We start from the raw sequence: 12,535 nt of genomic DNA, 5'->3' as shown, positions 1-12,535 counted from the left end.
CCGGAGGACCTCCGCGCCTAGTGCCCGCCGACATCGAGGGCCTGCGCGACCGCTGATTCGACGCCCGCCCGCCAGGGGAAGCCATGACCGGGCAGCACCGTTCTCGCCGACGTCGAGCGCAGTGCATCCAGTGACCTCAGCGCCGTCGCGGTGTCCGCCGTTGCGGCCCTCGCCACGACCTGCGGGCCGGGGCGTCCCGTGTAGGGGTCCCGTGTCACGAGGGCGTCACCACTGACGACGGCGTCGCGGTCGGGAAAGTGGAGGCCGCAGTGGCCCTTCGTATGGCCAGGGGTCGGAACCAGCAGCGGGGCACCCGGAAGGGCGGCCGCTGCTTCGGGGGTGAGCGGAAGGGTGTCCTCCACGCCCTTGACCGCGATAGCACCGGCAGCCGTCATACGCAGGAGCCCGGGGATGGCGCGGGGATACCTCAGCGGATAGAGGAACGGCGAGCGCTCCCGCTCGTAGCTGTAGGGGTGGGCGGCTATGTAGGCGTCGTCGGGGTGGCAGTAGACGGGGATGCCGTAGCGCGACCGCAGGTATCGGGCCGTGCCCACGTGGTCGAAGTGCCCGTGGGTCAGCATGATCGCCCTGACGTCCCCGATGGACCGGTGTATGCGGCTGAGGCCCTCCAGCAGGAGGCCCGTGGACCGGGGCAGACCCGTGTCCACCAGGAGCACGCCGTCGTCGTCCTCGATCAGGTAGACGTTCGTCCGCGCGTGCTCCAGGTAGTGGATCCCCGGTGCGATGTCCGTCCTGATCATGCGTCTCCTTCGCTCGTCACCTGGTCCCGACCCTAGGCACAGCGGCCTGCGGCGACAAGGAACCCGGCACCCAGGCCACGGGGTTCCCTTTTCGGGCCTGCCTCGCTACCTTGTGAACGACAGGACACGCACGACGACGGCGCGGCCGTGGACACGGACGGGTGCCGTACCGGTGTCGGGCGGGCCTGCGGAAGGCATGGAAATGACGACGCGCATGAGCCAGCAGGAGCAGCAGCGCCGCACGTGCGATGCGTTCCGTTCGACGGCGCTCTCCACCTACGAACTCTGGCTCCGGTACTTCAGCCTCGGCGGCAACGCGGGGGAGGAGGAGGTCGACGCCTACCTCTACAGCTCACTGCTGCTTCCCGCGTTCGAGCGTGACATGCTCGCGCTCGCCGTGAACGAGTACATCGCCGACCAGCCGCCGCCCCCGCGCGCGCCCTACAGCGGCAGGAAGGGGCCGCCGGCCGTCTAGAGCAGCGTCTGCTGCTCGGCGTCGGCCGTGACGTCACCGGGAAGGGGCTCGATGAGGGCAGGGCCATTGTTCCGGACGGAGCCGACACTCGGTCCCACCAGCCGCGGCACCAGGTGCGGATCAGGGATGGCGTCGAGGAGTTCCTGCACCGCCGGCCGGGAGTCGTTCCGGGGGTCGAGCCAGTCGCCTCGCAGTTCGGCGGGAACGATCACCGGGGTACGGTCGTGGATCTCGCCGAGGGCGTCGCTCGCGGGCCGGGTGATGATGCTGCAGCTCACCACCCAGGAGCCTTTCGGATGCTCCTCGGACGCGGTCGCCGGGTCGCGCCAGAACTCGTACAGCCCGGCGAATCCGAGGTGCGTGCCGTCCGGGCCGTGCAGGTAGATGGGGGTCTTCGAACCGTCGCCGTTCTTCCGCCACTCGTAGTAGCCGTCCGCGGGAACGATCCCGCGCCGCTTCAGGGCCGCGGTGCGGAAGGACGGTTTCTCCAGGAGGGTCTCGCTGCGCGCATTGATCATGCGGGATCCGACGGACGCGGACTTCGCCCAGGACGGGATGAGGCCCCAGCGCGCGGGTTCGAGCCACCGCGTCAGCTCGCCGGTCTCCGGGTCCAGCCTCTCGACGACGAGCTGCACGGTGTCGGTCGGGGCCACGTTCCAGGACGGTTCGACCTCGTCCTCCACCGACTCGTCCACCTCGAAAGCGTCGATCAAGTCAGCCTTGTTGCCTGCGATGACGAATCGTCCGCACATGGTCCTGGGTCCCCTTCCGCGCCGTCTCGTGGTGGACCGGGCTCTCCGGCCCCGCCCCTAGGTGCACCGTGGCTCCGTCGGCCGGCGGAGCCACGGTGCGTCGGGTGCCTACTTCTTCTTGCGATCCAGCAGGAGCGACAGGGCGACGCCGACCAACCAGATGTCCTTCGCCACGGAGGTGCCGTCCTGGGTGGGGCGGACACCGTCCTCCTGCGTCAGCTCGGGCGTGCGGAAGTACATCGTCATCATGCCCGCCGAGAAGGCGAGGAGCCCGAGGCCGGCCAGCTTGCTAGACACGAAGGGGGCCAGCAGCGCCGAGCCGACGGCGATTTCCGACGCGGCGAGGATCTTGCCGAACTGCTGGGCCTCGAGCTGGCCGATCTGGGGGAAGGCCTTGGACGCCATGGCCTGCATGTAGCCGGCCGATCCTTCGTCGAGGTTCGTCTTACCGAGGCCGGAGTTGAGGATGAAGGCGCCCGTGGTCAGGCGGAGCGGAACGTGGCTGGGGCGGAATCCCATGGTGGTGCCTTTCGATGCAGGGTGGTTGGTCCGCTTGTGAGCCTACGGCGGGTGGTGCCGGCCCGCCACTCATTCCGTCGCCGGCCGGCTGCGTGTGTTTCCACAATGTTTCTCGACCTGCCGTAGTGAGTTCACGAAGTTCCGGTGCTCCTCTGCTTTGATGGCAAGCAGCTAAGCGTGACCCATCGGCTATCGGAGTAGGTTTCATGGTCTCCCGGACAGCAGAACACCCCCGGCCTCAGCACTTCATCCTGCACATGAGCGACACGCACCTGCTCGGGGGGAATGTTCCGCTCTACGGCGCCGTGGACAGCGAGCAGCGGCTCCGTGAGGTGTTCGACGACCTCGAGGCATCGGGAGCACGGCCCCAGGCGATCGTCTTCACCGGTGACCTCGCGGACAAGGGGGAGCCACGCGCCTACGCGAAGCTCCGCGCCATCGTCGATCCGGCAGCCTCCCGGCTCGGCGCAACCGTCATCTGGGCCATGGGCAACCACGACGACCGCGCCGCCTTCCGGGCGGGACTCCTCGACGAGCGGCCTCCGGTCTCCCCTCCGGACGCTCCGGTGGACGCCGTCCACTTCATCGACGGGCTCCGCATCATCACCATGGACTCGACCGTCCCCGGTCACCACCACGGCGAGTTCACGCAGCAGCAGCTCCGCTGGCTGGCCCACGAGCTCGTGGTGCCCGCTCCGCACGGCACCATCCTCGCCCTGCACCACCCGCCGGTCCCCAGCGTCCAGGACCTCGCCGTCCTCGTGGAGCTCCGGGATCAGCGATCACTGGCCGACGTCGTCCGTGGCTCGGATGTGCGCACGATCCTCGCCGGGCACCTCCACTACTCGACGACGGCGATGTTCGCAGGCGTTCCCGTCTCGGTCGCCAGTGCCACCTGCTACACCCAGGACCTCATGTTCGACGGCGGCGGCTCCCGGGGGCGCGACGGGGCGCAGTCCTACAACCTGGTGCACGTGTACGAGGAGACGATCGTCCACTCGGTGGTTCCGGCGGGGCGGCATGCGACGGTGGGCGAGATCGTCCCGCGCGAGGAGACCCGACGGCGGCTCGAGGCCCATGGCGTGGTCATCGCGGAAGGAAGCCGGGCACGGGAGTTCGCCTCGGCGTAGCAGTTCCCGGGAGGCTCCTTTGACCCTTCGGCCGAAGGAGCCTCCCGGATCAGGTCCTGAGGGACTCGGGGAGGCCGACGCTGAAAAGAGTCCGCGGATCCTGCAGCAGGGCCGGCGGGTCGAAGTCCGAACGCCGCAGCCAGCCATGCAGGCGGGCTGCCCGGATCAGCCCGTCCTCATGCATCAGCACCGGACCGACGTGCCCGGTCCGGAAGTGTTCGCCGTCGGGATCGGCGATGGCCACGGAGTCGCCGTCCTCCACCGCCTCCTCGAAGGTATGGAGCTGGCGTTCCCACTTCGGTGCGGCACGCCCTCCCGGCGGTTCGGGCGGCATGAGCAGCGTCGCGTCGCCCTCGGGCGGATGCGAGGCCGCGCGCCACACCCAGAGGCGGCGGCCCTCCGGCTCGGAGGGGATGCGCTCCTCCTCGGGTGGGGGCCAGAAGTAGGGCAGGTCCTCGGGGATGCCGGGAAACCTGCTCCGGTAGATCTCCGGCGCCTTCTGGATCAGGTTGGACTGGTGGCTCACATGGAGTGCTGGTTCGCCGAGCCACGGCGGCATCGGCACGTCGGGATCGTCGAGCACGTGCGGGGCGAATTCGAGGATCTGGCGATGGGTCGAGTCGGCATGACCCCGCGAGACCCACTCCGACACCATCGCGAGGCCGTACACCGTGAGGGCCGGAACATACCCCATCCACATCCGGATGGCTGGATGCTGCCGCCATCCGTAGTCGGGGATCACCAGGGCCCGCAGGGCCTGCAGGGTCTCGACGCGCTGCTTGCCGAGCCTGGCCTGGTCCAGCACCCGTGCACTCGCCGCGAAGTCCGGATACGGCAGGAAGGTCTGCATGGCGCCAGTTTTGCACGTCGTGCCGACACCCTGCAGGGCTCCTAGATCTCCCAGGGAGCCTTGACCGGGAAGTACTTCTCGAGGAAGTCCGTGACGAGGCGGGCCCGCTCCTCGGCCCCCACTTCGGGGAAGCTGCCGTCGTTGAGGCAGAAGAAATCGTGGTTCCTCTTGTCGAGCATCTTGTTGAGGCTCTTCAGGCCCGAGCGCTGCGTGGTGTCGACATATCCGACGCGCGCCAGTTCCTGCGTGACGGCACGGCCGGTCAGCAGTGCGTAGTAGTGGTACAGGGAATTGGTCACCGAGATGTTGTCCTTGGCGCGGAAGCGGGATGCCGCCGTCTCCGCGAACTCCGTGGCGAATTCCGCTTCCATCTCGAGCAGGACGCTCTTTCGCAGGGGAGCGGCCGTGTGCTCCAGGTGCCGCGTGGTGATGCGGCCGAAGCGTTCGTGCAGGAGGCGGCGATTGACGCGCGCCGCGTTCTCGAAGCCGCTGCGCTCGGCGTCGTTCTCGCCGAGTCCAATACGGGTGTCCGCCTCGATGAACTTCGTCACCCCGCCGGGGGAGAAGAACATGTCCGGTGCCACGGGCCGCCCGAAGAACATGTCGTCGTTCGAGTAGAGGAAGTACTCCGACAGACCGGGGATGTGCTGGAGCTGCGCCTCCACGGCCTGGGAGTTGTGCGTGGGAAGGACGGACGGGTCCTTGAAGTGCTCCTCGGAGCGCACGAACGTGACGGACGGGTGCTCCGCCAGCCAGGCCGGCCGGTCGGAATCGGTGGCGATGAAGACGCGGCGAACCCACGGCGCGAACATGTAGACGGATCGGAGCGCGTACTTGAGCTCGTCGATCTGGCGGTAGCGGGCCTCGTGGTCGTCGCCCTCTCCCACCACCACGCCCTGCATGCGCGCCGCCCGCGCCGCCAGGTACTCGGGGCTGCTGCCGTCCACCCAGGAGAACACCAGATCAATGTCGAAATCTATGTCCGTGGCATGGTCGGCGAACATGTTGTCGATCGTGGGCCACGTAAGGCCGTGGCGTTCCACCTCGCCGCGCACCACTTCGGCGGCGGGAAGGGTGCGGCGCGTCAAGGAGTTCTCGACGGGTAGCTCGATCGACGTGGCGTCGAGCGTCCACAGCTCGATCTGCACGCCGGCGGAGGGCCCGTAGGCCAGTCCGCCGAGGGGTTCTATGCGGGGGCGGAACAGGCGGAAGATCCGCGCCTTCCCGCTCTTGGAGAGTTCGCCGTCGCTCACGAGCAGGGTGGTCCGGCGTTTGGTGTCGACCGTGCGTGAGTAGAACGGTTCATCGCGGCACGCCTCCACCAGCGCGGCGCGGAGCCTCTCCCGATCGGCCAGGTCGACGGCGATGACGGGGCGCTGGTCGTTGCCGCGCACCAGGAGGAAGCCGATACCGGCCTTGTCGAGGGCCGCGCGGATGAGCAGCAGGTCCTCGACCATGGCCTGGTGCGGCGTGCGGTCCTGGTTGATCAGCGTGAAGCGCCGCTTGATGGTCGTGATGTCCGAGCGGCCCTCGAACCGGGCCACCGCCGCGCGCGACGCCGATTCGAGGATTTCGGCTTCATTCTCCGGTTCGGGTGCACCGAAATAAACGTCGTGTTGCGCGGCCGTGTCTGTAATCGGAACCTCCGGAAGTGGGTGGGTGACGCTCCTAATGATAGGGCCTACGGCGGCCGGGACGATGCGAACGGGCACCATACCCCGTCGGGATGATGCAGTCCAGCGTCCCGGCCATCGGGTTCAGGGTTGCGTCGAAGAGGGGTAGTCGGGCCGTCGACTTCCGACCACTGCGCCCGGTCAGTCTTCCGAGTCGTGCCGTGGGTGGGAGCCGTGGGCGAGCTGACGTGTGAGGGTGTCGATCTGCAGGCTCACGCTCGTCAGCTGGTCCTGCATTCGGGTGTCGGAGGCGGTGGCCTCCGCCTCGGCCCGTGCCGTTCCGACGTTCTCCACGAGCCAGGAGGCGAACGCCGCGGTGACCGCGCTCAGCACCCCGATTCCCCCGATCATGAGGCCGGCCGCCACGAGGCGGCCGGCACCTGTCACGGGGTAGTAGTCGCCGTAACCGACGGACGTCACGGTGGTCAGCGCCCACCAGAGGGCGTCGGGGAGGGTGACGATGGTCGCGCCCGGAGCGTCCTGTTCGACGTCGAGCACCGCCAGAGCACCCGCGTATCCGAGCACCGTCATGGCGGAGATGACGTAGAGCACGATATGCCCGCGCAGGGCGTCCCCGCCCGATCGGTTGAGGACGCGCAGCAGGGGGATGAGCCGGAGCAGCCGGAGTGGCCTCAGCATGGGAAGCAGGAGGATGACGAGTTCGTGCAGGTGCCGGATGAACCAGCGACCCCGCGACGGCGCCGAGAGGAGACTCACCAGGTAGTCCACGAGGAAGAGGCACCAGACTCCCCAGACGATGCCCTCGAGGAACCGGCTCGCTGCTGGGCCGGGATGGCTCGTGACCTGGATCGAGTAGGCCACGAGGTAGAGGACCGCCCCGATGATGAGCGGAACCTCGAAGCGGCGACGCCAGAGCGTCGGGTCGATGGAGGTGCGATGCAACCGCATCTGCTTTTTTCGTTGCTGATCCACCGGCTTCTGCTTCATGTGGTTCTGCTCATCGTTCGCACTCCTCGGTGGGCTGCCGCCAGCCTCGGTGCCGGCATGGTAAGCCTACGTACTATCGACGGGGCGTGGAGCCGCTTTTGGTCAGTAGGACCGGTACAGCTCTCCGACCGGAACGTCGTCCGCGAGGCGGTTGTCCGGGCCCGGCAGTGGGCAGGCCCACTCCTCGTCGTAGGCGCAGGAGGGGTTGTACGCGAAGTTGAGGTCGACGACCAGACTGCCGGGAACTCGTCCCTCGCCGAGGTGCGCCCCCTTGATCGTGTCGAGGACGTAGCGCCCACCGCCGTAAGTGCCCCCGGGCTTGCCGGCCGTCGCGTCGCGTAGGGGGAGGAAGAGTCCGCCGCCGTAGGAGGCCAGCTTCCACAGGGCCAGCTTCCCGAGCCCCGGCAGCACCAGGGTCCCGAGTCGGTGGAAGGGCACGACGCCGTCCGTCCCGGTCGCCACGTCCATCACCTCACCCGCGCCGTCACTGTCCACGAGCGCCTCGAAGCGGAACGCCGGATCGTAGGGCGCGATCTCCAGCCCGGCGAAGGCCGCCTTCGCACTGGCCTGCAGCGCCGACGCCGGATGTGCGCGGAACAGCTCGTCGCGCCCCGACCGCCACAGGGCGTGAGCCGACTCGGGGGAGTCGGACGCAGCGCGCTCGCGGACGTCGTCGTAGAGGCCGAAGACGCGCCGGCGCCAATCCGCCGTCGCCAGTGCGCTGGTAAGAGCCGTCATGGTGTCAGGCTACCGCCGGTGGTGCGGTCCTTGGCCGCACGTGGGTTGGTTGCCCCGGCGTACTGTAGCTCGGGTGACTCTCGGGATCTTCTGCATCGTGCTCTTCTCCATCCTTGTGGGGGCGGTGGCGCAGCGCATCGCCGGCCTCGGGTTCGCCCTGCTGATCGCGCCGTTCCTCGTGATCATCCTCGGACCGCACGCCGGCGTCCTCCTCGTCAACATCTGTGGGGTCGTCTCCTCGGCCATCATCGTCGGCCGGGTGTGGAAGGAGATCGACTGGAGCATGTTCCGCTGGCTCGTCGTGCCCTCGATCTTCGGCTCCGTCCCCGGCTCCATCCTCGCGGTCGCCGTGCCTTCGGCGCCGTTGTCCGTCACCGTCGGAGCAGTGGTGCTCGTGGCGCTCACGATCTCCCTCGTGCTGCAGCGCTCCGACGTCGTGGTGCGCGGGAATCTGCCGAAGGCCGTTGCAGGGTTCACGGCGGGAGTGACGAACTCGATGGCAGGCGTCGGCGGTCCCGCTGTGAGCGCCTACGCGCTCCTCTCCCGATGGCCACAGCGGCCGTTCGCCGCGACGCTCCAACCCTTCTTCGTGTGCATCGGACTCGTGACGCTGATCACCAAGCTGCTCATCGATCCGTCGCAGGCGCCGGTCCTGGCGCCGTGGATGTGGGGCGCGATCGGAGCGGCCATCGTCGCGGGGATCTTCGCGGGCGAAAAACTCGGGCGCTTCGTCCGGGATGACCAGGCGCGGCTGTTCGTCATCGTCGTCGCCTTCGTCGGCGCAGGGCTCGCCGTCATCAAGGGTCTGATCGACCTGTTCGGCTGAACCGGGGCGTGAGGACGACGCACCCGTAAATCCCGCAGGCAGCGACCGCGAGTGGATGGTGCCCGAGTCGTTCGTCCACCGCGGCGGGTGCCGGTGGCACCATGGAGGTGATGAAACTCCCCACCAAACCCCGTGCCCTTCCCATGCCCCTGTGGCTGCAGGGAGCGTTCGAACTCGGGCAGGCCGCCGTGATCTCGGCCCTGCTCGTCGCGCTCCCGGTCGCCGCAGTCTGGCTCACCGGGGGTTTCGCGGACCGTGGGCCGGAGTCCGCGGCGCGGCTCGCGGGCCAGGGGTGGCTCGTGATGCATGGGGTGCCGCTGGTGCTGCAGTTCCCGGCGGGCATCGCGGGGAACGAGGCCGCGACCGGCCTGATGCACGTGGTCCCGCTCGGCCTGGTACTCGTGCCGCTGATGCTCGCCTGGCGCGCAGGACGGCGCCTCGCGCGGGCCTCGTACACGGACCAGCTGTGGCAGGCCGTGCTTGGAGCCCTCGTCACCTACGCCCTGATCGGCGCCGGCGTCGCCTACCTGTCCATCACCCCCGATGCTTCCGCACCGCTCATCGCGGGCGCCCTCGTTCCGCCGGTCGCCGCCGGCATCGGGCTCATCACCGGCGCCTACCGCGAGGCAGGCGCCTGGAGCCGTCTCGTCGGGGTGGATGCCGCAGCCTGGGTCGGCCGCACCAGCCAGCATTCACGCTGGGCAGGCTCCTACGTGTGGTCCATCCTCCGCTCGGGTTTCCTCGCCGTGATGGTCGCGCTGTCCCTCTCCGCGGCCCTGCTCGCTGTGGCTATCGGTCTGAGCTGGGCAGGGATCGCGGCAATCTACGAACGGCTCGACGGCGGTAGCGCCGGCGCCTCCGTGGTGACCCTCTTCCAGCTCGGGCTCCTGCCCAATCTCGCGGTCTGGACCATGTCCTGGTCCACGGGCGCCGGGTTCGCGCTCGGTACGGGCAGTTCGCTCACCCCTCTGGGCAGCACAGTCGGGCCCCTGCCCGCCCTGCCCATCCTCGGCGCGCTGCCGGCAGGCGCCCTCGACTACGGCTATGCCGCCCTCGCCATCCCCGTCCTCGCAGGACTCCTGGCCGGATGGTGGTTCTTCCGCGAAGGGGAGAACCACTTCGACGAATGGCTCGTCCTGCGCAGTCCCCAGCGGTGGCTGACCTCGACGGCGTCCACCCTGGCGCTCGCCGTCCTCATCGGGATCGCCGCCGGCCTGGGCGGCGCCTTCGTGGCACTGGTGTCCCGTGCCTCGCTCGGACTCGGGCGCTTCACCGAGCTCGGCCCCGATCCGCTGGCCGTCGGTCTGTGGCTCGGCCTCGAAGTGGCCGTGGGCGCCCTCCTCGGTCACGCCGTCGGGCCCTTGCTGGAGCGTGAGCCGCGCCGCCGCTGACGGTGGCGAGCCGCCGCTCACGCCGGCGCATCGGGAGCCGGGTCGGCGTGCCTGCCGCACGGTAGACGTGAGATTACCGCCGGCTGCGTGCAACGAGCGTGCCGGCGACTAGCCCAGGCCGTCGAGTCGCTGCAGGCCGTCCTGGCACTCACTCTCAGCCTGCAGGGTCAGGGCGCGCGACATGCAGTCCTCGTAGGTCTGTGTCACGGGCCACAGGAGCACCGACGCCGCCGTACCCGCCGCGAGGAAGAGGGCGGCTGCGAGGCCGAGCGAGGTCGAGAGCACTACGAGCCGCGGCAGTTTGAGCCTGATCGCCTTGACGAGCGCGACCACGCCGGACGCCAGGGCGAAGAGGGAGAAGACGAGGGCGAGCACCTTCCACGGCAGCATGAGACTGCTCGTCAGCACCCCGCAGAGCAGCGCCAGCAGGAACAGTCGGAGCCACGTCCGCGCGGACGCCGTGGCGCGGACTTCCGCGTCGTCGTCGTGCCCTGCACGTCCGCTTCCTACCGAACTATGCCGGCCCTGTCCGTTGCCCTGCCGCGTCATCGTTGCTCCCTCTGCATGGTTCAACCCTAGGCGAGGAGAGACCATAAGGTTGAGCCATGCGCATCGTAGTCCTCGTCTCCGGAACCGGATCGAACCTCCAGGCCGTGATCGACGCCGTCGCTGATGGCACCCTTCCCGTGACCATCGCGGCGGTCGGCGCGGACCGCCCCGGCACGGGGGGCGTGCAGCGGGCTGCTGACGCCGGCATTCCCACCTTCGAGGTGGACTTCCGTGAGTATCCGGAGCGGACGGACTGGAACCAGGCCCTCACGGAGGCCGTCGCCGCCCACGAGCCGGACTACGTCGTCTCTTCGGGCTTCATGCGGATCGTCGACCAGCACTTCCTCGACCGGTTCCCGAGCCGCTACCTCAACACGCATCCGGCGCTGCTGCCGAGTTTCCCGGGCGCACATGGCGTCCGCGACGCCCTCGCCTACGGCGTCAAGGTGACAGGCTGCACTGTGATGATCGCCGACGCCGGGGTCGACACCGGCCCCATCCTCGCCCAGACAGCCGTCGCCGTGCTGCCCGATGACACGGAGGACACCCTGCACCAGCGCATCAAGGTCGAGGAGCGCCGGCTCCTGATCGAGACGCTCCGGAATCTTGCCGGCGGGGATGATCTCTTCGTGCGGGCCTCCCGGACCGACGACGTGAGGGGTGCCTGAGATGCCCCTGGTCGCCAACGCCGTCTATGTCGACGGAAAGAAGCGCATCAATCCGGAGACACTCGACCAGACGTTCGAACTGATGCGCGACAGCCGGGGCATGGGCTGGATCGGACTGTACCGGCCCGAGCGCGAGGAGATCAGCGCAGTGGCGCAGGAGTTCGGGCTGCACACCCTCGCCGTCGAGGACGCGACCAACGGGCACCAGCGCGCCAAGCTCGAACGCTACGAGGACACCCTCTTCGTGGTCCTGCGGCCCGCACGCTATCTCGACGCCGAGGAGAAGGTCGAGTTCGGCGAGCTGCATATCTTCATCGGCCCCGATTTCGTGGTGACCATCCGGCACGCGGAGTCACCGGATCTCGGCATCGTGCGGCGGAGGCTGGAGGCGGATCCCGTCCTCCTCGGTACCGGACCTCAGGCCGTGCTCTACGCGCTGCTCGACCAGGTCGTCGACGAGTACGAGCCCGTGGTGCTGGGCCTCGAGAACGACATCGACGAGATAGAGAACGAACTGTTCGGGGGCGCGCCCGACGTGTCGCGCAGGATCTACGAGCTGCACCGCGAGGTCATCCTCTTCCAGCGCGCCACCCAGCCGTTGCAGTCCATGATGGAAGCACTGCTGCGCGGATCCGAGAAGTACCAGATGGATCCCGAGCTCAGCCGCAACCTCCGCGACGTACAGGACCACGTGATCCGCGTCGTCGAGCGTGTCAATACGTTCCGCACCCTGCTCCAGAACGCGCTGACGGTCCACTCCACGCTGGTGGCGCAGCGTCAGAACGAGGAGATGACGCGGCTCACGGAGACATCGCTGACGCAGGGTGAGGAGGTCAAGCGCATCTCCTCCTGGGCCGCCATCCTCTTCGCACCCACCCTGATCGCGTCGATCTACGGTATGAACTTCGACCTCATGCCCGAGCTGCACTGGACTCTCGGCTATCCGTTCGCGCTCCTGCTCATGGTGGGCATGGGGGCCGGCCTGTACTGGGCGTTCAAGCGCAGGGACTGGCTCTAGGACTCAGCCCTCCCGGGCCTTGGCGCGCGACGACGGCCGGGACCACGCGACGACGGCCGGGACCACCAGGCCCGGCCGGACGCCGATGCGCTGTGAGGCGTAGCCCCGGGCTGCGGCCTGGAACGGGAAGTCGAGCACCGACTGCCAGCACAGTGTCGCATGTCACAGGAAGAGTCGATCGGACGACGGCCCGGAGGGAGGGAAGTTGCCTTGGGCACCGGTAAGGTGAGGAAGGCC

General features: G+C 68.7%; 15 protein-coding genes. 6 read left to right on the top strand and 9 right to left on the bottom strand.

Annotation, left to right across the window (positions count from 1 at the left end; all coding sequences use genetic code 11):
• Positions 1-17: 17 nt before the first annotated feature.
• A complete protein-coding gene (locus D6T63_RS07555) occupies positions 18-761 on the bottom strand; it encodes an MBL fold metallo-hydrolase (RefSeq protein WP_120148378.1) in 744 nt (247 codons plus the stop codon).
• Between the two features lie 202 nt (positions 762-963).
• On the opposite strand from D6T63_RS07555, the gene D6T63_RS07550 reads away from it, so the two are divergent.
• Entirely contained in the window at positions 964-1,236 is a 273-nt protein-coding gene (locus D6T63_RS07550) for a hypothetical protein (protein ID WP_147394316.1), read from the top strand.
• Here D6T63_RS07550 and D6T63_RS07545 read toward each other — a convergent pair.
• Positions 1,233-1,988, bottom strand: coding sequence for an SOS response-associated peptidase (locus D6T63_RS07545; RefSeq protein ID WP_120148376.1), 756 nt, complete (start codon positions 1,986-1,988; stop codon positions 1,233-1,235). The two genes, D6T63_RS07550 and D6T63_RS07545, sit on opposite strands and share 4 nt — an antisense overlap.
• Positions 1,989-2,096: 108 nt before the next feature.
• Positions 2,097-2,507 carry a hypothetical protein gene (locus D6T63_RS07540; RefSeq protein WP_120148375.1) on the bottom strand — a complete coding sequence of 137 codons (411 nt, stop codon included), beginning with the start codon at positions 2,505-2,507 and terminating at the stop codon, positions 2,097-2,099.
• A 257-nt stretch (positions 2,508-2,764) separates the two neighbouring features.
• Between D6T63_RS07540 and D6T63_RS07535 the strand changes: the two genes are divergently transcribed.
• Positions 2,765-3,637, top strand: a complete 873-nt coding sequence (locus D6T63_RS07535; protein ID WP_407923719.1) for a phosphodiesterase — start codon at positions 2,765-2,767, stop codon at positions 3,635-3,637.
• A gap of 49 nt (positions 3,638-3,686) precedes the next feature.
• Here D6T63_RS07535 and D6T63_RS19505 read toward each other — a convergent pair whose 3' ends face one another.
• The 4 genes from D6T63_RS19505 to D6T63_RS07515 form a co-directional block, all read right to left on the bottom strand.
• Positions 3,687-4,487, bottom strand: coding sequence for an MSMEG_6728 family protein (locus tag D6T63_RS19505; protein ID WP_220725891.1), 801 nt, complete (start codon positions 4,485-4,487; stop codon positions 3,687-3,689).
• Positions 4,488-4,528: 41 nt separating this feature from the next.
• Positions 4,529-6,202 (bottom strand): stealth family protein, encoded by a 1,674-nt coding sequence (locus tag D6T63_RS07525; protein WP_182976917.1) that lies wholly within the window; start codon positions 6,200-6,202, stop codon positions 4,529-4,531.
• Between the two features lie 99 nt (positions 6,203-6,301).
• Positions 6,302-7,108, bottom strand: a complete 807-nt coding sequence (locus D6T63_RS07520) for a potassium channel family protein (RefSeq protein WP_235830608.1) — start codon at positions 7,106-7,108, stop codon at positions 6,302-6,304.
• Positions 7,109-7,210: 102 nt separating this feature from the next.
• Positions 7,211-7,846, bottom strand: coding sequence for a DUF1684 domain-containing protein (locus tag D6T63_RS07515; RefSeq protein WP_120148373.1), 636 nt, complete (start codon positions 7,844-7,846; stop codon positions 7,211-7,213).
• Positions 7,847-7,919: 73 nt separating this feature from the next.
• Between D6T63_RS07515 and D6T63_RS07510 the strand changes: the two genes are divergently transcribed.
• On the top strand, positions 7,920-8,672 hold the full coding sequence (locus tag D6T63_RS07510) for a sulfite exporter TauE/SafE family protein (RefSeq protein ID WP_235830607.1): 753 nt from the start codon (positions 7,920-7,922) through the stop codon (positions 8,670-8,672).
• Between the two features lie 110 nt (positions 8,673-8,782).
• Positions 8,783-10,063: a cell division protein PerM gene (locus D6T63_RS07505; protein WP_407923718.1), complete on the top strand. Its 1,281-nt coding sequence runs from the start codon at positions 8,783-8,785 to the stop codon at positions 10,061-10,063.
• 108 nt (positions 10,064-10,171) lie between these two features.
• Here the strand turns inward: D6T63_RS07505 and D6T63_RS07500 are convergent, their stop codons facing one another.
• On the bottom strand, positions 10,172-10,612 hold the full coding sequence (locus D6T63_RS07500) for a hypothetical protein (RefSeq protein WP_120148370.1): 441 nt from the start codon (positions 10,610-10,612) through the stop codon (positions 10,172-10,174).
• A gap of 56 nt (positions 10,613-10,668) precedes the next feature.
• Between D6T63_RS07500 and purN the strand changes: the two genes are divergently transcribed.
• Both purN and corA read left to right on the top strand, forming a co-directional pair.
• Positions 10,669-11,280 carry a phosphoribosylglycinamide formyltransferase gene (gene purN / locus D6T63_RS07495; protein ID WP_120148369.1) on the top strand — a complete coding sequence of 204 codons (612 nt, stop codon included), beginning with the start codon at positions 10,669-10,671 and terminating at the stop codon, positions 11,278-11,280.
• A gap of 1 nt (position 11,281) precedes the next feature.
• Positions 11,282-12,298 carry a magnesium/cobalt transporter CorA gene (gene corA, locus D6T63_RS07490; RefSeq protein ID WP_120148368.1) on the top strand — a complete coding sequence of 339 codons (1,017 nt, stop codon included), beginning with the start codon at positions 11,282-11,284 and terminating at the stop codon, positions 12,296-12,298.
• Between the two features lie 3 nt (positions 12,299-12,301).
• On the opposite strand, the gene D6T63_RS20005 is transcribed toward corA, so the two are convergent.
• Positions 12,302-12,436, bottom strand: coding sequence for a hypothetical protein (locus D6T63_RS20005; RefSeq protein WP_268878010.1), 135 nt, complete (start codon positions 12,434-12,436; stop codon positions 12,302-12,304).
• Positions 12,437-12,535: the final 99 nt, after the last annotated feature.

The sequence above is a fragment of the Arthrobacter cheniae genome (assembly GCF_003602275.1).
Taxonomy (GTDB): domain Bacteria; phylum Actinomycetota; class Actinomycetes; order Actinomycetales; family Micrococcaceae; genus Arthrobacter_D; species Arthrobacter_D cheniae.
The sequence above is the reverse complement of the archived record's forward strand: the minus strand, read 5'-3'. Positions and strand labels throughout refer to the sequence as shown.